This window comes from Armatimonadota bacterium (assembly GCA_031459715.1).
In the GTDB taxonomy this organism is placed as follows: Bacteria; Sysuimicrobiota; Sysuimicrobiia; order Sysuimicrobiales; family Humicultoraceae; genus Humicultor; species Humicultor tengchongensis.
Genome location: JAVKIA010000003.1, coordinates 1 through 18,976, shown reverse-complemented (window position 1 = coordinate 18,976; position 18,976 = coordinate 1). Strand labels below are relative to the sequence as shown.

General features: G+C 67.2%; 18 protein-coding genes. 15 read left to right on the top strand and 3 right to left on the bottom strand.

Annotation, left to right across the window (positions count from 1 at the left end):
* The first annotated feature begins 72 nt into the window (after window positions 1-72).
* The 15 genes from QN152_01925 to QN152_01855 all read left to right on the top strand — a co-directional run bounded on the left by QN152_01925 (window position 73) and on the right by QN152_01855 (window position 16,043).
* Window positions 73-297, top strand: a complete 225-nt coding sequence (locus tag QN152_01925; protein ID MDR7538279.1) for a hypothetical protein — start codon at window positions 73-75, stop codon at window positions 295-297.
* Between the two features lie 141 nt (window positions 298-438).
* On the top strand, window positions 439-1,785 hold the full coding sequence (locus QN152_01920; GenBank protein MDR7538278.1) for an IclR family transcriptional regulator C-terminal domain-containing protein: 1,347 nt from the start codon (window positions 439-441) through the stop codon (window positions 1,783-1,785).
* Between the two features lie 52 nt (window positions 1,786-1,837).
* Window positions 1,838-4,429, top strand: coding sequence for a molybdopterin-dependent oxidoreductase (locus QN152_01915; protein ID MDR7538277.1), 2,592 nt, complete (start codon window positions 1,838-1,840; stop codon window positions 4,427-4,429).
* Between the two features lie 2 nt (window positions 4,430-4,431).
* The gene (locus QN152_01910) at window positions 4,432-5,958 is read left to right on the top strand and encodes a 4Fe-4S dicluster domain-containing protein (protein ID MDR7538276.1); all 1,527 of its coding nucleotides are present in this window, start codon (window positions 4,432-4,434) and stop codon (window positions 5,956-5,958) included.
* A 12-nt stretch (window positions 5,959-5,970) separates the two neighbouring features.
* The gene (locus QN152_01905; protein MDR7538275.1) at window positions 5,971-6,291 is read left to right on the top strand and encodes a hypothetical protein; all 321 of its coding nucleotides are present in this window, start codon (window positions 5,971-5,973) and stop codon (window positions 6,289-6,291) included.
* Window positions 6,291-7,502, top strand: a complete 1,212-nt coding sequence (locus QN152_01900) for an aconitase/3-isopropylmalate dehydratase large subunit family protein (GenBank protein MDR7538274.1) — start codon at window positions 6,291-6,293, stop codon at window positions 7,500-7,502. The genes QN152_01905 and QN152_01900 overlap by 1 nt, the downstream gene beginning before the upstream one ends.
* A gap of 19 nt (window positions 7,503-7,521) precedes the next feature.
* A complete protein-coding gene (locus QN152_01895; GenBank protein ID MDR7538273.1) occupies window positions 7,522-8,028 on the top strand; it encodes a 3-isopropylmalate dehydratase in 507 nt (168 codons plus the stop codon).
* A gap of 2 nt (window positions 8,029-8,030) precedes the next feature.
* A complete protein-coding gene (locus QN152_01890; protein ID MDR7538272.1) occupies window positions 8,031-8,900 on the top strand; it encodes an oxaloacetate decarboxylase in 870 nt (289 codons plus the stop codon).
* A gap of 57 nt (window positions 8,901-8,957) precedes the next feature.
* The gene (locus QN152_01885; protein MDR7538271.1) at window positions 8,958-10,424 is read left to right on the top strand and encodes an amidohydrolase family protein; all 1,467 of its coding nucleotides are present in this window, start codon (window positions 8,958-8,960) and stop codon (window positions 10,422-10,424) included.
* A gap of 61 nt (window positions 10,425-10,485) precedes the next feature.
* On the top strand, window positions 10,486-11,706 hold the full coding sequence (locus QN152_01880; GenBank protein ID MDR7538270.1) for an ABC transporter substrate-binding protein: 1,221 nt from the start codon (window positions 10,486-10,488) through the stop codon (window positions 11,704-11,706).
* A gap of 94 nt (window positions 11,707-11,800) precedes the next feature.
* A complete protein-coding gene (locus QN152_01875; protein ID MDR7538269.1) occupies window positions 11,801-12,682 on the top strand; it encodes a branched-chain amino acid ABC transporter permease in 882 nt (293 codons plus the stop codon).
* Window positions 12,683-12,704: 22 nt separating this feature from the next.
* Window positions 12,705-13,706: a branched-chain amino acid ABC transporter permease gene (locus QN152_01870; GenBank protein MDR7538268.1), complete on the top strand. Its 1,002-nt coding sequence runs from the start codon at window positions 12,705-12,707 to the stop codon at window positions 13,704-13,706.
* Complete coding sequence (locus QN152_01865) at window positions 13,703-14,479, top strand: ABC transporter ATP-binding protein (protein MDR7538267.1); 777 nt, start codon at window positions 13,703-13,705, stop codon at window positions 14,477-14,479. The genes QN152_01870 and QN152_01865 overlap by 4 nt, the downstream gene beginning before the upstream one ends.
* A gap of 6 nt (window positions 14,480-14,485) precedes the next feature.
* Window positions 14,486-15,235, top strand: a complete 750-nt coding sequence (locus QN152_01860) for an ABC transporter ATP-binding protein (protein ID MDR7538266.1) — start codon at window positions 14,486-14,488, stop codon at window positions 15,233-15,235.
* Window positions 15,236-15,275: 40 nt separating this feature from the next.
* Complete coding sequence (locus QN152_01855; GenBank protein MDR7538265.1) at window positions 15,276-16,043, top strand: isoprenylcysteine carboxylmethyltransferase family protein; 768 nt, start codon at window positions 15,276-15,278, stop codon at window positions 16,041-16,043.
* Window positions 16,044-16,149: 106 nt separating this feature from the next.
* Here the strand turns inward: QN152_01855 and QN152_01850 are convergent, their stop codons facing one another.
* The 3 genes from QN152_01850 to QN152_01840 all read right to left on the bottom strand — a co-directional run.
* The gene (locus QN152_01850) at window positions 16,150-17,148 is read right to left on the bottom strand and encodes a sugar kinase (GenBank protein ID MDR7538264.1); all 999 of its coding nucleotides are present in this window, start codon (window positions 17,146-17,148) and stop codon (window positions 16,150-16,152) included.
* Window positions 17,145-18,095, bottom strand: a complete 951-nt coding sequence (locus tag QN152_01845; GenBank protein ID MDR7538263.1) for a dihydrodipicolinate synthase family protein — start codon at window positions 18,093-18,095, stop codon at window positions 17,145-17,147. The genes QN152_01850 and QN152_01845 overlap by 4 nt, the downstream gene beginning before the upstream one ends.
* Before the next feature lie 80 nt (window positions 18,096-18,175).
* Window positions 18,176-18,976 (bottom strand): tripartite tricarboxylate transporter permease (locus tag QN152_01840; protein ID MDR7538262.1); only part of this gene is annotated, 801 nt, incomplete at its 5' end.

Sequence of the window (18,976 nt, the reverse complement as noted above, 5' to 3'; positions counted from 1 at the left end):
GCGGCCGACTCCGCGCTGGTGAGGTAAACCTCGTCGTCGGCCAGACCGCTACGCTCCTTGAAGTTACGGTTGGTGGCTCGCACGCTCCTGGTGCCCGGGCCGGGGACGTGGTCGAAGCTCACACAGGCCCCGCAGGTGGCTTCCGAGACGTTCACGCCGGCGGCGATCAGGTCGACCAGCAACCCCTCCCGCGCCAGCAGCTCCAGCGCCGTGCGGCTGTTGGGGTGGACGAAGAAGACATCGGAGTGTACTCGCCGCCCCCAGACGATGCGGGCCACCGCCTGCAGGTCGGTGTAGGAGCCGTTGGTGCAAGAGCCCACCGTGACCTGCTGCACCTTCGTCCCCGCCACCTAGCGGGATGGCCAGCATCCCCACCCAGCCCTGGCGTACCAGATGCCGTAGGCGCGACAGGCGTTGACCAGGTAGATATGGTCCTCCATGTTCTCGGGCTTGACAGCCACGCAGCCCCTCCGACGGAGGAAGGAATCCCCGGCGGGCAGGCGAAAAAGAAGTGAGAGCAGAACAATGTTTCACATAGTGAAACATGGCCGAGCGATGAGTGTAGCCTCTGCCGGTGGTACCGCGAGGGCCGTTGAGAGAGCCCTGGATGTCCTCTTGGCGTTCGCCGATCAGGGTGGCGATTTGGGGATTACCGAGCTGAGCCGCCATCTCGGTCTGCCCAAACCCACCGTGTACCGCTTTGTGGAAGCCCTCGCCCGACGCGATTTGCTTGCCAGGGACTCCCAGAGGAGACGATACCGGCTGGGGCTTTCCGCGCTCCGTCTGGGCAGCGCATACTTGCGGGACCTGGATGTGCGGCGGGTCGCGCTGCCGGTCATGCAAGAGCTGGCCCGTGCCACCGGCGAGACCGTCGACCTCAACATCGTTCGCGGCTACCATCGGGTCTGCATCGAGAAGGTGGAGAGCGACCAGGCGATCCGGCACTTCGTGGAGCTGGGACGTCCCCTGCCACTGTACGCAGGAGCGTCGGGGAAGGTGCTCCTGGCCTGGATGGAGCCTGCAGATATGGAGGCTGTCATCGCCGCCGGTCTTCCCCCTCTTACCCCTCGAACCGTCACCGACCCAGGACGTCTGCGGGCGGACCTGGCCGAGATCCGCCGGCGCGGTTACGCTATCAGCGTCGGCGAGCGCGTCGCTGGGGCCTCTGCGGTGAGCGCTCCGGTGCGCGATGCCTCGCGACGCGTGGTGGCGGGCTTGACCATCTCCGGTCCCACCTACCGGTTGACTCCGACCCGCCTGCGGCGATTCAGTGGCCTGGTACGGCGAGGTGCGGCGAAGATCTCGGCCGGTCTGGGCTACACTTCACCTCGGGCAGCGCCTTCTGCCTCTGGCGGCACGACCACGCAGTCAGGGAAGCCGGACATGGCCGCTGCTGACGAGCCCGCCTCACTGGTGGCGCGCTTCCTCGAGCTCAGCGCCCAGCGCCGTCTCAACGAGGCATCGGCCTTCCTGGACCCGAGGGTGGAGATCGTCTTCCCGGGGAACATCCGCTGCAGTTCGCTTCGCCAGATGGCCGATGCTATGCGCCAACGGTACCGCTGGGTACGGAAGCGGATCCGGCGTTGGGATGTGTTGCCTGGCACTGCCGGCACTGCAATTGTGTACTGTCTGGGCACTCTTCACGGGGAGGATCCCGCCGGGCGTCGCTTCAAGGGCGTGCGCTTCATTGACCGGTTCGAGGTCCGCGACGGCCGGATCGTTCGGCATGAAGTGTGGAACGATTTGGCCGAGCATGGCCGGAAGGTTCACAGGAAAGAATCATGACCCTGAGAATAGGGGACACGGCGCCGGCCCTTCGCCGGGAGGAGCAGGGATCATGACAGCGCCCGAGGATGGCGGACTGAGGATCGCGGCGGCCGAAGACGTGTGGATCCCCACTGTGTGCTACGGTTGCTACAACGGTTGCGGTATCCGCGTGCGCCGCGTGGATGGCCGGATTGTGGACGTGGAGGGCGACCCGGGCAACCCCGGCACCCGGGGATACATCTGCGCCAAGGCGAAGGCCCGCGTCTTCGACCTGTACGATCCCACACGCGTGGTGCACCCTTTGCGCCGGCGCAATCCTGAAAAGGGCGTCGGCGTCGACCCGATGTGGGAGCCGATCTCCTGGGAGGAGGCCCTGGAGGAGATCGCCGCGCGCCTGAAGCGGATCCGCCGCGACGACCCGCGCAAACTCATCATCGCCCACTTCGATCTGCCGGCCGCACCTTTGGTCCGTGCGTGGGCCACCGCCTTCGGTACGCCCCACAGCAACTGGATGGCGGGGGGACTGTTCTGCGGCATGGGCTCCCATGCCGTGAACATGCTGATCAACGGGGCCTACAACTCCGAGGTGGACTTCGAACGGTGTAATCACCTGGTGCTGTGGGGTACGCAGATGGGCTTCATGGCGGACAGCAACGCGACGGTGACCACACGCAAGGTCGCGGAGGCGCGGAAGCGGGGTATGAAGGTCACCGTCATCGACCCGGTGATGAATACCGCCGCGGCCAAGGCTGATGCCTGGATCCCCATCCGGCCCGGCACGGACGGCGCGCTGGCGCTGGCCATCCTGCAAGTCCTGCTCAACGAGCTTGCTGTCTTCGATGACGTGTTCCTCCGCCGGCGGACCAACGCCTGCTACCTGGTGCGACCCAGCGGTACCTACGCCCGCCACCTGCAGAATGACAGGCCCCTGGTATGGAACCTCCGCAACGGGCGCAGCGAGCCCTTCGACATCTGCCCCTGGGAGGACGCCGCATTGGAGGGGTGCTTTGCCGTGGAGGGGGAGTGGTGCCATACCGCATTTTCCCTGCTGCGCGCGCACGTGCGGGCCTATGAGCCAGAGCGGGTGGCGGTGATCACCACCGTCCCGGCCCCGCGCATCCGGGCCCTCGCCGCGGAACTTGCCGAAGATGCGCACATCGGAGAGACCATCACCATCGACGACCAGGTCCTGCCGCTCCGTCCCGTGGCGGTGAACTTCAAGATGGGCGCGGTCGGCCACAAGCACGGCTTTGCCACCGCTTTGGCCATCCATCTGATCAACGTCGTGTTGGGCTCCATTGATGTGCCGGGAGGATTTCTCGGCGTTAACCCCATCGGCCCGTTCTGGGAGCCGGATGAGGGACCCGACGGTCTGCTGGTCGCCTCCGGCGCGCTGCGCAACCTGTTCGGCGCCAATCCACCCTTTCCCGGTATGACCGTCCAGTCGCCGGAGTCCTACTCGCTGCGGGAGATCCTGCCCGTGGCGGTTGCGGGGCGGACGCTGTACCCGTTCACCCTTCTGGAGCCGGAAAAGTTCGGGCTGTCCTACCGCCCGGAGATGCTCCTCCATTCGCGGGTCAACCTGATGATGAGCATGGTCAGCCCGCCGAAGATGGCCGAGGTGCTGCGCCGGATTCCCTTCATGGTCTCCTTTGCCATCCAGTTGGATGAGACGGCCGAATTCGCCGACATCGTTTTGCCTGACGCCCACGACTTCGAGCGCGACGACCTGTTTCCCGCCAGCCACCCGTACGCCTTTGTCGCGCCCGGGCCAGGGGACTGGTACTGGACGCTGCGGCGCGCAGTGGTGCCTCCCGCCGGGGCGGCGCGGCCCTGGGGGGAGGTCCTCATCGACCTGGCCCACCGGGCCGAGTTCGCCGAGGACTTTTACGAGATGTGCAACCTCCTGTTCGAGCTGCGGCCGACAGACCGTCTGGACCCCGCACAGCGCCATACCGTTGGGGCGATTGCCAGCCGGCAGGTGACCTCCTTCGCCGCTCGCCTGGGAGTGGAAACGCCGTCCTATGAAGGCACTAGCGCCTGGACTACCGGCCGACGCTCCGTGCGCGAGGCCTTTCCTGGTCCGTACGTAGGGCCACGTCTGCCTATCTACGCCGAGCACCTCCTGAACAAAGGGCATGAGGTGCGGAAAGCGGTGGAGGCCATGCCAGTGCCCTGGGACCTCAAGGACTACCGGCCGTTGCCGGACTGGCTGCCCTCCGCGGCACACGAGGAGCTGGATCCAGCCTACGACCTGTACGCCGTCACCTACAAGGTCCCGTTCCTCACCCTGAGCGTCGGGTCGCATAACCCCTGGCTGGATGAACTCGCCCGGCAGCACCCTTCTGCCTACCGGATTCTCATTAATACCCGCACTGCGCAGCGGCGCGGGATCAATGATGGCGACTGGATCGAGGTCCGCTCGCGCGTGGGGAGCGTGGTGGGCCGCGCCCGGCTCTCGCATGGCATCCATCCGGAGGCCGTCGCGATCGCGGGAATCCACGGCCACTGGGCGGCGAGATCGTCAATCGCCCAGGGCGGTGGCGTGCACTTCAACACCCTGCTACCGCTAGACCTGAACAGCGTGGACAAGCTCTCCTCGGCCTTCGACTCCAAGGCGAAGGTGGCGGTGCGGAAGATCCGGCCCCCTGCTCGTAGGTGAGGATGATGGCGCGCTACGCCATGCTCCTCGACACCCACACCTGCATCGGCTGCCTGGCCTGCACCGTGGCCTGTAAGGTGGAGCACGGTTCTCCGCCCGGCATCTGGTTCGCCCCCGTGATCGAGCAGGAGGTGGGGACATACCCGGATGTCTGGCGCCTGTACCTCCCGCTGCTGTGCATGCACTGCGACAACCCTCCGTGCGTGCGGGCCTGTCCCTCCGGAGCCATAGCCCGGCGTCCGGATGGGATCGTGCGCATCGACGCGGCAAGATGCTGCGGCAGCCGGGCTTGCGAACTGGCATGTCCGTTCGGCGCCATCCGCTTCTACGCCCGTCCGACTTACTACTACGGCCTACCGACACCGTTCGAGAAGATGAAGCTGGCGCGTATGCAGCCCGGGACAGCGCAGAAGTGCGACCTGTGCACTTCCCGCATCGAGAGCGGACGGCGGCCCGCCTGCGTGGATGTCTGTCCCACGGACAGCAGGATCTTCGGCGACCTAGACGACCCCCACAGCGAGATCTCGCTGCGCTTGGCCGGCGAGCTTACCGTCGTCCTGGCCGGGGTGTCATTTGCCGCGCCGGGCGTCCGCTATACCACCCGTGGGCTGCGGCCCTCATACCCTCATCGTTCCTCCCCAACACCTGTGCTTCCGTACCGGCCGCAGCGGATCTGGGGCCTCTCGCATGCCGTCGAGTACCTGGCGCTGGGTGCCGGCGGCGGGCTGCACCTGGCCTCGTTGCTCCTGCGAGTCGACACGCGGGCATGGGGTCTGAGCCTGATCAGGATGCTCGCCCTGGCTCTGGTGGTCCTGGGGGGACTGGTGCTCGTGGCACACCTTGGCCGACCTCACCGGTTCCTGCTGGCCCTCCGCAATGTGCGCGGGTCCTGGCTCAGCCGCGGGGCGCTTGCCGACTTCGTGTTGATCGCGACCATGGCGGTGCTCTCCGTACCGGCGGGCGCGGCCGGAGTGCTGCCACTGGCGACCGCGCTGAGCGCATCCGCCGCGCTTCTGGTGATCACCTATCCCGCGCTGGCCATGGGATCATACCAGGCAGTGCCAGCCTGGTCGGGCTGGCGGCTGCCGGTGGAGTTCCTGGTTGATGGCCTAGCGGCGGGGACAGCGGTGATCACGCTTCTTGGCTTACAGAGCACCGGCACGGGGGCAGTCGCCCTGCTTAACCTGGCGGAACCGGGGAAGCCCTGGCCCCTCGCCCTGCTCATGGCATTTGCACTCATCCGACTCGTCCTGCTGGTCCACCGCACGCGCGCCCTGGCCAGTGCCGATCCCGGACTCGCCGCGGCGCGGGAGGGCCTGGAGGCCGGCGCGGGGGTATTCGACCGCTGGGGCGTGCGCGCTGCCGGGATCGCCGGGACGCTCATCCTGGGGAGCGCCGCGCTCCTGACCGACGGCACCGCCGGAGCCTGGCTCGCCGCGCTGACCGCTTTCTGCACCCTGACCGCGGCTTTCTCCGGCAAGATGGTGGCCTTGCGGATCGGGGCTCGGCCCGCGCCCGAGAGTCCGTAGAGAGGGTGGCCCGTGCCGGTGGTGCTCGTGCGGTACCTGGGCATCCTGGAGCGGCGGGCCGGGGTGAGGGAGGAAGTGCTGACCATGCCGCCGGAAGCGACGCTGCGCGCGGTTCTGGCGGAGGTCTGCCGGCGGCACGACGCCTTGGCTAGTCTCGCGCTCGCTGAGTCCGGCGCGCCAGCCGAAGCGATCCTGATATCGGTGAACGACGTGGCCAATCCGGAGCTGGATTGCGCGTTGGCCGAGAACACGCACATGACTGTGGTACTGCTTAGCCCGATGATGGCCGGCGGCCAGACGGCTGCGCGGCCAACGGGGAGTGGACGCGGCTGATGACGCTGACGGAAAAGGTCATCGCTCGCTGTGCGGGGCGTGAGGCCGTGACGCCGGGCGATGAGGTCTGGGCCGAGGTGGACCTGGCCGTGATGCACGACTCCTCGGGCCCCCGGCGGATCGCTTTGCTCATGCAGGAGCTTGGGGGCCGCGTGTGGGACCCCGGACGGGTCGTTCTGGCTGTCGACCACTTCACCCCGCCGGCTAACCCGACCCACGCGGAGATCCTGGCTATCACCCGCGCCTGGGCGAAGACCAACGGAATCGAGCACTTCTTCGACAGCCAGGGAGTGATGCACAACCTGCTGCTGGAGGAGGGGCTCGCCCGGCCGGGGATGCTGATCGTGGGCGCCGACTCCCACACCTGCACTGCAGGTGCCGTCGGGGCAGTGGCGGTGGGTGTCGGCGCGACAGAGATCGCCACCGTCCTGGCCACGGGGCAGATCTGGCTGCGCGTTCCCGCGACCATCCTCATCCGTTTCGAGGATCCGATGCCGCCCTACCTGACGGCGAGAGACCTGGCCATGACCGTGCTTCGGGAGCTGCGCGCCGACTTCGCCATCTACCGGACGGTGGAGTACGCCGGTGAGGCGGTGGAGGGACTGGACCTGGACGAGCGGGCGGTTCTCACCAATCAGGCCATCGAGATGGGAGCGAAGAATGGAATCATCGCCACAAGGCTCGAAGCGGAGAGCCATGCACCGCGTCCCGGCGATGCCTCGTATGAAGCGACGTACTCTTTCCGGACTTCCGACATCGTGCCGCTGGTGGCGGCGCCGCCCGGAGTCGATCAGGTGCAGCCAGTGGCGGCGCTTGAGGGCCTGCCGGTGGAGCGCGCCTACATTGGCTCGTGTGCCGGAGGCAAGGCCCACGATCTGCGGGAAGCCGCCAGGATTCTGAGGGGGAGGCAGGCACAGGTGCCGCTGGTGGTCACACCGGCCACGCAGCGGGCGATGCGGGAGTGCATGCGGGACGGCACACTTCAGGTGCTGATCGAGGCAGGGGCGATCATTCAGGCTCCTGGGTGCGGGGCCTGCGCCGGGCTGCACTCCGGCGTGCTCGGACCCAATGAGCGGTGCGTGGCCACCGTCACGCGCAACACCCCCGGCCGGATGGGGCATCGCAGCGCGGAGATCTACCTGGCCTCTCCGCTCACTGTGGCGGCCTCGGCGATTACTGGGCGCCTGACCGATCCGAGGGCATTCCTGTGAGGGACCGAGGGGGATACTCATGGAGATCCTGGAGGGACAGGCCTGGGTCTTCGGCGACCACGTAACCACTGACGACATCTTCCCCGGCCGGTTTCTCGACCGCCCCCTGGAGGAGGCGGGGCGGTATGCGATGGCTGGAGTGGACGAGACCTTCGCCCAGCAGGTGCGCCCGGGAGATTTTGTGGTCGCCGGGGCCAACTTCGGAGCCGGCAGCAGCCGCGAGGCTGCCGTGATCTGTCTGAAGCAGGTTGGGATCAGCGCAGTCGTAGCCCGCTCCTTCGCGCGTATCTTCTTCCGCAATGCTATCAACCACGGCCTGCCGGCGGCTATCGTCGCCGATACCTCCGGCATTGCCGCCGGGGATCGCCTGCGGCTGAACCTGCACGCCCGCATCCTTACTGACCTCCGCACCGGCCAGACCCTGCCGATCCTGAATCTCACCGGTACCTCGCAGGAGATCCTGACCTATGGGGGGATCATCGCTTACACTCGAGCCCGCCTGGCCCGCGCCGGAGGGAGAGCATAGACATGCGCCCGGCTGCGAGGCTGCGCAGGCGGCTCGCTCAGGACGGGATCTTGGTGGCACCCGGCGCCCCCGATGCCCTCACCGCTCGGATCATCGAGCATGTCGGCTTCGAGGCCGTCTACTTCACGGGGGCCGGGATGGCGTATACGCATCTCGGTGCTCCGGACATCGGACTCGTCGGCCTGACCGAGACAGTTTGGCGCGTCACCGCGGTGGCTGCCGCTACCAGCCTGCCGGTGATCGTCGACGCGGACGACGGCTACGGCAACGCTCTGAACGTGCGCCGGACGGTGAAGGAGCTGGAGCAGGCGGGTGCGGCTGCAGTGCAGCTGGAGGATCAGGTGCATCCCAAGCGCTGTGGCCACCTGGCCGGCAAACGGGTAATCCCGGCCGAGGAGATGGTGGGCAAGGTCGAGGCCGCCGTGGATGCCCGTACAGATCCCGCACTGGTCATCATCGCCCGCACAGACGCGCTGGCGGCAGAGGGTCTGGAGGGGGCCCTGAAGCGGGCACGTCGCTACCGGCAGGCGGGGGCGGATGTCTTGTTCGTGGAGGCGCCGCGTAGCCGGGACGAACTGCGGGCGATCGCCCGGGCGCTGGAGGGCCCGCTCATGGCCAACATGGTAGAGGGCGGGGTCACGCCGCTGTGCACGGCGGACGAACTGGAAGAGATGGGCTACCGCCTGGTCATATTCCCCAATGCTGCCGTGCGCATGGCCGCCGCCGCCGTCATCCGCCTGATGGAGACGCTGCGGCGCGATGGGACGACGGCAGACCTGCTTAACGAAATGCTTTCATTTCACGAACTCAACGACCTGGTAGACCTGCGGGCCTATCAGGATCTGGAGCGCCGCTATATGCCAGAGGAGTAAGGTGGCACCCGGACGCGCATGATTCCGCCGCCATGCGGCGCCTAGGGGGGGTAAGCAGTGCGACGGTATGAGCTGGCCATTCTGAACGGCACGGTGGTGATCCCCTACACGGGCACCCTGCGCTGCGATGTCGGGATCCGCGACGGGAGAATCGCCGCCCTGGCCGATGCCATCGATCCGGCGCAGGCGGAGGAGATCCTGGATGCCCGCGGCCGCCTGGTCTTCCCCGGTGCCGTGGACTCCCACTTCCACCTGGGGATCTATCGTCCGCTAGGGGAGGACGCGGAGAGCGAGACCCGTTCCGCACTGACCGGTGGCGTCACCACCGTTATCAGCTACTTTCGCACGGGACAGCACTACCTCAACAAGAGCGGGCCCTACCGGCAGATTCTGCCGGAGGTCCTGGCGATGACTGAGGGCCGCGCCTACACGGACTACGGGTACCACATAGCTATCATGACGGAGCAGCAACTGGACGAGGTGGAGTGGCTGGTCGCCGACCAGGGGGTGGCTTCCTTCAAGTACTACATGTTCTACAAAGGGCTAAACCTGACCGCGGACAGCACACGCGCCAGCGAGTACACCATGGCGGACACGTACGACCTGGGCCACCTCTATTTGCTGATGCAGCAGGTAGCTCAACAGGCCCAGCGTTACGGCCAACGAGGACGTGTGTCGCTCAGCCTGCACTGCGAGCACGCCGAGCTGCTCCGCGTCTTCATCGAGCAGGTCAGACGGGCTAGGCTGAAGGGGCTGGAGGCCTATCATCGGGCGCGGCCACCTCTATCGGAGCGTCTCTCCATGGCCGAGGCCGTGCTGCTGGCCGACGTCGCCCGCTGCCCCATCAACCTGCTGCATCTGTCCAGCCGCGAGGCGGTGACCGCGGCGGATGCGGCCAAGCGAGGATATCCGCATCTGGACGTGCGCCTGGAGACCACCGTCCACCACCTGGCGCTCACCTACGAGACCGCTGGCGGAATCCGGGGCAAGGTTAACCCGCCCATCCGCGAGGAGGCGGATCGGCAGGCCCTGTGGCAGGCGCTCGTGGACGGAACGATCGACACAGTGGTCAGCGACCATGCCTGCTGCTTCGAGGAGCAGAAGGGCGAGGACCTGTGGCGGGCCCTGCCCGGATTTGGCGGCACGGCTCTGCTCTACCCCTACCTGATATCCGAGGGGTTGCACCGCCGTGGGCTGCCGGCCGGGCGAATCGCGGAGCTCCTCAGCGCCAATTCGGCGCGAGCTTTCGCCCTGTACCCGCGCAAGGGGACGATCGCCCCCGGCAGCGACGCCGACCTAACGATCATTGACCTGGAGCGGGAGCAGGTGGTCGCGCCAGAGGTGCTGCATTCGGCGCAGGACTTCACCCCGTTTGCGGGGATGCGGGTGCGCGGTTGGCCGACGCATACGATCCTCCGCGGGCGGGTGGTCTTTGCTGACGGACGGGTCATCGGCCAGCGGACGGGCCAGTACGTCCGCCGCCCTGTGCACACGGAGACGCGCGAAACGACAGCAATACCCTAGGGGGGGTGAGTCGATGCTGGAACGGAGGGCGGTACGTCTGAAAGGGAGGCTTGCTATCCCGGTGCTGGTTGCCGTCGTGCTGACGGCTGGCCTGAGCCCGGGGGCTGCAGCGCCACTGCCGGACCGCGTGACCATCGGGTTTGCCCTGCCGCTCACCGGAGCGGCAGCACGCGAGGGCACCGAGTCCCGGGAAGGCGCTGAGGTCGCAGCCAAGATTATTAACGATGCCGGCGGGGTCCGCGTGGGCAACCAGCGCGTGCGAATGGAGCTGGTGTTTGAAGACGACCGCTGCAGCCCTGCGGGTGGGACCGAGGCGGCCAACCGCCTGGTAGCCCGGCGGGTAGATTTCGCTGCCGGTAGCTTCTGCAGCTCAGCGGCCCTGGCGATGCAGCCGATCTTCGCCCAGGCCGGCATTCCGCAGGTGATCTACGCCTTCGCCACGGACCTGACCGGCGCGGCGAGGGAAAAGGCCAACGCCGTCCTCTCCGTCCGTCTGGGCCCGCAGGCCAAGGTGGAGATGGCACCGCTGGCCAAATATGCCGCCATGGTGAACAACCACCGGCGTTTCTTCGCCATGGCCCAGAACACCGACTTCGGGAGGTCGATGATCACCGAGTTCCGTGCGACGTTGGAGCGGCTGGGCGGACGCTTCGTGGCCGAGCCGGAGTTCTACGCCTTCCCCGGGACGACGGACTTCCGGACGCTCCTGACCAAGGCGCGCGGCTCTGGGGCTGACGCCATCGTGGCCATCGGTCTCGTGGGGGAGATGATCGGCATCTCCCTGCAGTTCCGCGAACTGGGGCTGACCCAGGGATTCTACGGCAGCGATCTGCTGGAGGATGTGGCCTACCAGGAGGCGGTAGGGGCACGCGCCAACGGCTTCTTCTTTCCGTGGGTCTATGACGACGGCGTGGACCCGCGGCGGTTCACCCGTACCGAACCCGAGACTATGGCCCGGACGATGAGCCTCACGTTCCTCAATAACTTCAAGAAGCGGGCCACCCGAAACAACGGCTGGGGGTGGGGCACCATTTACCTCTTACAGCAGGCCATCGAGCGCGCGGGCACTACGGAGGCTTCAGCGGTCGTGCGCCGCATCCTCTCCGGGGAGAAGTTTGAGCTGCCGCTAGGGTCGTACGGATTTCTCTCCTGCGGCCAGGCAGACGTGCGGGTCGGGGTCGGCACGTACGCGGAAGGGAGGCGGACGCTGCTGGTGGACAGGGAGTTCTCTGGGAAGCCACCGGTGGTGCTGACGTCGGCGGACCTCTGCCCCCGGCGCTAGAGGACGCGGGCACCATGGCTGCGCCCCGGAGCCCCTGCCATGGGCGTCCTGCACGCGCAGCGGGCTCCGGGGCGAGGAATGGCTTTGTGGGCAGGTGACGACGACGGACGCAGCGACGTTCCTGCAGTACGCGGTCAACGGCCTCTTCCTCAGCGGCCTCTACGCCCTGGTGGCGTTGGGCCTCACGCTGATCTTTGGCGTGATGCACGTGGCCGATTTTGCCCAGGGTGCGCTCTACATGCTGGGTGCCTACGTTTCCTTCTTCTTCACCCGTCTGGTGGGGAGCTACTTCCTCTCAATCCCGCTAGCCATGCTCCTCATCGCGGGCCTGGGTGTCCTGAACGACGCTGTAGTCTATCGACCGTTGCATCGGCACGGCGGCGCGACGACCTTCATCGCCGCTCTGGGGATCCTCCTGATTCTGCAGAACGCTGCGCTCTGGGCGTTCGGAGGTGACTTTCGTCTCATCCATTCCCCGTTCGGTGACGCCAAGCTGGAGATAAGCGGCGTCATTGTGACCTACCACCAGCTTTTCGTCATGGTGGCCACCGCAATTCTGATCGGCTCGGTGTGGATCTTCCTCCGGCATACCAAGCCCGGCAAGGCCCTACGGGCGACCGCCCAGAATCCCGAAGCGGCGCGGCTGGTGGGCATCAGCGGGGAGCGCATAGCGCTGCTGGCCTTTGCCGTGGCGGGATCGCTGGCAGGTGCCGCTGGCGCCCTTGTCTCTCCCATGCGGGCGTTCGACCCTCACATCGGCGCGGTAGTCATCCTCAAGTCCTTCGCCATCGTCATCTTCGGTGGTATGGGGAGCGTCCCCGGAGCGATCGTGGGGGCCCTCATCATCGGCCTGGCTGAGACCTTCACCGCCGCATATCTGGCGGCGGAGTTCGCCGACCTGGTCGCTTTTGCCCTGATGATCCTTATCCTCTTCCTCCGCCCCCAGGGTCTGCTGGGGCGCCCGGCGGCGACCTGAGACACGGTGGGGGGAGATTCCCGTGAACCCTAGCGCCATCCTGGCCTCCCCCCGGCCGCGCACCCGCATCCGTGCGTGGATGCCGGCCGGTCTCACAGGCGTGGCGGCCCTTCTGCCGCTGGGGTTGCGGAGCGTGGCGCACCAGAACCTGCTGGTCCTCATCGCCATCAACATCATCCTGGTGGCGAGCCTCGATCTCCTCATCGGGCAAACCGGGCTGATCTCCCTGGGCCATGCGGGCTTCTGGGGGGTCGGAGCCTACACATCTGCGCTGCTGGTGATGCGCGGCGGGTTGCCTTTCCCCCTCGCCCTCCTCGGTGCAGCGGCAGCCGCAGCGGTTGCGGGGCTCTTCATCGGCTACCCTTCGCTGCGGCTGCGGGGACACTACTTCGCGCTGGTCACCTTCGTTTTCGGCATCATCCTCACCCTTCTGTTCACGAGTTTGGTGCGGCTGACCAGAGGTCCGATGGGCCTGCCGGGGATCCCATTCGCGAAGATCCACCTGCCCGGACTCGGTACCTACACCCTCAACACCTTCCAGTCCAAGGTCGGGTACTACTACCTCGTCCTGGTAGTTGTCGTCTTCGTGCTCTGGGTGCGCAGCCGCGTTGCTCGGTCGCGGATGGGGAGGGCTCTGGTGGCCATCCGGGAGGACGAGGACCTGGCCATGACGGTGGGCGTTGTCACCCACAGGTACAAGGTCCTTGTCTTCGTGGTCAGCACGACTTTCGCCGGTCTTGCGGGCTCGCTCTACGCGCACTACACGACGTTTCTTAGCCCGGAGATCTTCACGTTTGTTGCTTCCTTCGACCTCTTCGTCATGAACCTGGTGGGTGGCGCCGGCACACCGGCGGGACCGCTGGTGGGTCCGATCCTCCTCACCGTCCTGCGCGATATACTGCGCAACCTCTCACCGGTGCTGGCAGAGATCGTCTTCGGCATCTTCCTCATCGCCAGCATTGCGTTCCTCCCGAGAGGTCTCGTGGGTGGGTGGAGGGACCTGATGGCTAGGTGGCCCACGTGAACCTAAGTCGTCAGACTATACTGGAGGTCCAGAACCTGAGCGTCCGCTTCGGCGGATTCCGTGCCGTAAGCGACCTGTCCTTCCGCGTCATCCAGGGAGAGATTCTTGGCCTGGTCGGCCCGAACGGCGCGGGCAAGACCACGACGTTCAATGTGATCAGCGGCTTTATCCGGCCGAGCGGAGGCCGAGTGCTGTTCAAGGGGCGTGACATCACCGGACTGCCGACTCCTTCCCTAGCCCGGATCGGCATTGTGCGTACGTTCCAGCAGACCAGGGTCTTCGGCCACCTTACCGTCGAGGAGAACGTGGCCATCGGCTGCCACCTCCACGAACCCGGCGGTCTCCGCCGCACGCTCTTGGGACGCGGAATGGATGCACACGCTGCGGTCGGTCCCCGCGTGGAGGAGGTGCTGGCCTTCACCGGACTGCGGGACCAGCGGACGCGCCGGGGTGAGGAGCTGCCCTATGGAGACCAGCGAGTGCTGGGGATCGCGATTGCGCTGGCAGCGGCGCCCGAACTCCTTATGCTAGACGAGCCTTTCTCCGGGATGAATCCCGCGGAGGCTGACAGCACGATGGCATTGATCCACCGCATCCGCGGGCGCGGCGTTACCGTGCTCCTCATTGACCACCACATGAACACGCTCATGAGGCACTGCGACCGGATGGTCGTAATGCACCACGGGGAGAAGCTGGCGGAAGGACCACCGGCGACGGTGCGCGCTGACCCTGCCGTAATCGCCACATACCTGGGCGGCGACGGCATCCTGTAGCTGGCGATGTCACCTCACGGCGGGCCTAACTCCTCCTCGCCTCCGCAGCGACCGCCGCTACTGGCGCTGCGGGAGCTCACGGTCTACTACGGTCGTGTCCGTGCGCTCCAGGAGATCTCCCTCGACGTGGGGGCGGGGGAGATCGTCGCCATCCTCGGCAGCAACGGCGCGGGGAAGTCCACCACGCTGCGAGCAATCTCAGGTCTCGTCCACCCCCGCGAAGGGAGCATCACCTTCCATGGCCGCGACATCACCCGGCTCCCTGCTGAGGCCATCGTGCGCCTGGGCATTGCCCATTGCCCTGAGGGGCGCAAGCTCTTCCCTGAGATGACCGTTCTGGAGAACCTGGAGATGGGGGCCTATACCCGTAACAGAGACCTCTCCGCCGACCTGGAACGCACCTACGCGCTCTTTCCCCTCCTGCGGGAACGGCGACAGCAGCGAGCCGGCAGCCTCTCGGGCGGAGAGCAGCAGATGCTTGCCATAGCCCGGGCCCTGATGGCCCAACCGGCCCTGCTTTTGCTGGACGAGCCCTCCATGGGCCTGGCTCCCTACGTGGTGCGGGAGGTGGCTAGGGCCATCCGCGCCCTCAACGAGGCAGGCGTGACTCTCTTGTTGGTCGAGCAGAACGTGGAGGTGGCCCTCCGCCTGGCACACCGAGCTTACGTATTGGAGAACGGCCGCATCGTGCTTGCCGGATCCGCACAGGAGCTGAGCGGCAATGTGCTGGTCAGGCGCGCCTACATTGGTTCCTGACCACGGGAGGGGTGAACCGTCAGGAGCGGAGAAGACGGTTGTGGCTACGTCATCCAGGGAGCAGGACATGCAGATCGAGGACCGTCTGACCGGAAGGACGATGGCCAACGCTGTGGCGTTTGGCGGTGCTGCGCTGGCGGTCGCCTTTCTGTTCATTGGTGCGGGGCACTCGCTGATCCTGCTGACGCAGGGACGAATGCATGACGACATGCTGGTCATCTCCCGGGGCCGCTGGGGCCTTGTCGTCGGCTCGGTGGCGGTCTTCCTGGCCTTCCTGGGGCTGATCCCGGTGCGGCTGCGGCGGGACTGGCGCACCCACGGCATCTACGCCGCCTTCGTCGTCTCCCTGTTCGCCGAGATGTTCGGGTTTCCGCTGACGGCCTACTTTCTGTCCACGGCTCTCGGCCTGACGCTCTTCGAGCGCCAGTTCATGCTCTACATGTATCGGGTCGGGATGCCCCTGGGGTCGATCGTCAGCGCTGTGGGCGTGCTTCTGGTTGTGCTCGGCTGGCGGGAGGTCTACCGCGCCCGGGGATCGCTGGCGACGGGCGGGGTCTACCGCTACCTGCGCCATCCGCAGTACCTGGGCGTCCTGCTGGTGACGGCCGGGTGGCTGGTCCACTGGCCTACTCTTCCGGGACTGGTGATGTGGCCGGTCCTGTTGGTCCTGTACTACCGTCTCTCCCGGCGCGAGGAGGCCTATCTGGCCCAGGAGTTCGGCGACGCCTACCGGGCATATGCCAGCCGGACCCCCATGCTCCTGCCCGTCCGGCTGCGCGCCGCGACTCACCGGGCGAATCGCCGATGAGGTTCAAGGAAGTCGTGCAGTGCAATCATGATACACTTTCGGGATGACACAATGCCGCTACCCCTACTGACGAGGAGCATGCGGGTCAGTAGTGGCAGGGGGAATGCTACCTGCGAATCCCGTCATCCCCCTGCACGATCACGTCCAGCAGGTCCTCCCGGGTGCACCAGACCAGGTCGCCGGCGTAGGTCTGTTTGAGCGCCGCCAGGGCCGCAGCCCATTCCAGCGCCGTGGGCGTGCCGCCTTCCAGATAGCCGCCGATGAAGCCGGCGACGAAGGCGTCTCCTCTCCCCACCGGGTCGACGGCCTGCACCGGATAGCGCCTGGCCACCCGGTGCAGGGATCCGTCAAAGGCCACGGCACCCGCCTCCCCCGCCGTGATCACCACCACGCGGGCGCCATACCGCTGTGCCCACCGGGAGGCCACCTCCTCAGCCTCAGCGGTCTCGCCGAACACAGTGCGGGCGTCCCGCAGGGGACAGAAGATGACCTCCACACGGTGCAGCACCGGCTCCAGGACCTCCCGCGCCTGCTCCGGCGGCCACAGCCGAGCCCGGTAATTCACGTCGAAGGAGACGGTGAGCGCCGTGCCGGCAACCTCGTCGAGCGCCCGCCCTACCAGCGCGCGGCAACCGGCGCTGAGGGCCGGGGTGATCCCCGTCAGGTGGAGCCAGCGCGCTGAGCGGACGAAGGCCCAGTCCACCTCGTCGGGGTCGATCTGGCTGAACGCAGATCCTGCGCGGTCGTAGTAGGCCCGGCCTGGACGCGGGGGCACAGGGGGCTCCAGGAACCAGAGCCCGAGCCTGCCCTGGGGAGTCCAGATCACGCGCGAGATGTCCACTCCATGGCTGGCGATGCGGGAGGCGATGCGTCGGCCCAGAGGGGTGGAAGGCAGGCAGGAGATCCAAGCGCTCCGCCGGCCCAGGCGCGCCAGCGCCACGGCCACGTTGGACTCGGCCCCGCCAGCGTCCACCCGGTAAGTGTCAGCCTGCTCCAGGCTCTGTCCGGACTCCGGGGTAAAGCGGAGCATGGTCTCACCGATGGTGACGACCTCCGGGGAGCGGCGGAGCATGGCATCGCCGGCCGTGACGACCTCTGGCTTCACGGGAGCAGCCCGCCCTCCCGAAGGATCGCTTCTACTTGCCGTACCTCTTCGCCGGTCGGCGGCAGTGCGGGCGGTGCCGGCGGGCCCGCGGGAATCCCCAGCAGGGTCAGCGCGCACTTCAGCCCGACGATGATCCCCGTCTGGTGGATCTCCCCCCGCACGTCGTAGATGCGGGCCAGGGCGGCTGCCCGCTCCTGGTGGCGCGCGCTGCGCGCCCAGTCGCCGGCCTCTGCCGCCTCGAAGGCCGCCACCAACTCCCGCCCGGCCACATTGCCCAGCGAGGGCACCGTGCCCTGCGCCCCCACCAGCACCGCCACATCCGTCAGGTGATCGGTGCCCAGGAACATGCGGAAGTCGCGCCCACCGGCACGCAGCGCGGTGACGGCCTGGCGGAACTCGGTGACGTTTCCCGCGGAGTCCTTCAAGCCCACGATCTGCCCCAGGCCGGCCAGCTCCCGGCAAGCCGCCAGGCCGATGGGCACTTTGGTGTTCTGGGGGATGTTGTAGAGCAGGACCGGCAGCGGCGTGGCCCGGGCGATGGCCTGGAAGTGGCCCAGAAGCTCGCGCTGCGTGGGCAGGTAGTAGTAGGGCGTGGTGGCCACCACCACGTCTGCACCCAGGTCGGCCGCCTGGCGGGCCCGCGCCGCGGCCAGGGCCGTGGTGGGGGCGATGACACCCGCGAGAAGCGGAACCCGACCACGCAGGGCCTTGCTGGCGGCCTGCACCAGGCGACGCCACTGCAGGTCGTCGAGGGCGGGCGCCTCCCCGGTGGTGCCGGCCACGAAGATCCCGTGGATGCCCTGCTCGACGAGGAACTCGACCAGTTGGTGCACCCCCGGTTCGCTCACGGTGCACCCGTCGTCCTCGAAGGGGGTCACCGCGGGAACGACGACGCCGCGCAGCTTCGTCCGGTCGAACATCGCTTCCCTCTTCATCCGGTCGAACATCGCCTCCCTCCTATGCCCGGTGCACCTGTGCCTGATGAGAGCGTGATGGCCGCGGCCAGAGATTGCGCTCCGGCGGGCCGTTAACCCTCAGCAGCGGGCTCCGGGGCGGCCTTGCGGCGCCGCAACAGCCGCCAGGCCAGCGTGGCCAGCGGCAGGAGCCACACCCCAATGGTGAGGACGCCCAGGGCCACGCTCACCGGACGGCTGAAGAAGAGGAGGAGATGACCCTCGCTCTTGATCAGGCTGATCATGAAGTTCTGCTCCAGGAGCGGACCGAGCACCAGCCCCAGGACGATGGGCGCCACCGGAAACTCCATCGCCTCCAGGATGAAGCCCAGGATGCCCATACCCAGCATCAGCCCCACGTCGAAGAGGCTGTTGTTGATGGCATATGCCCCCACCACGCACATCATGAGGATGGCCGGGACCAGCACGTTACGCGGCAGGCGCACCATCTGGCTGCTGGCGCGGATGGCCAGGAACCCCAGGGGGACCATGAGCAGGTTGGCCAGGATGAAGGTGATGTAGACGGCCACCAGGACATCGGCGTAGTTGTGCAGGATGGCCGGGCCCGGGCGCATCCCCTTCATCATCAGAATCCCCAGGACGACGGCGGTGAAGGCGTCGCCGGGGATGCCGAAGACCAGGGTGGGGATCCACTCGGCGGCCAGGTCGGAGTTGTTGGCCACCCCCGCTTCGACGATGGCTTCCATCGATCCCCGGCCGAATTTCCTCGGCTCCCTGGAGAAGCGCTTGGCCACCCCGTAGGCCAGCCAGGCGCCGATGTCCGCGCCCGCACCCGGCAGCACCCCAGAGATCAGCCCGACCAGCCCGCCCCGCACGGCGTTGACCCGGTGGCGCCAGACCGCGCGCAGAGCCGG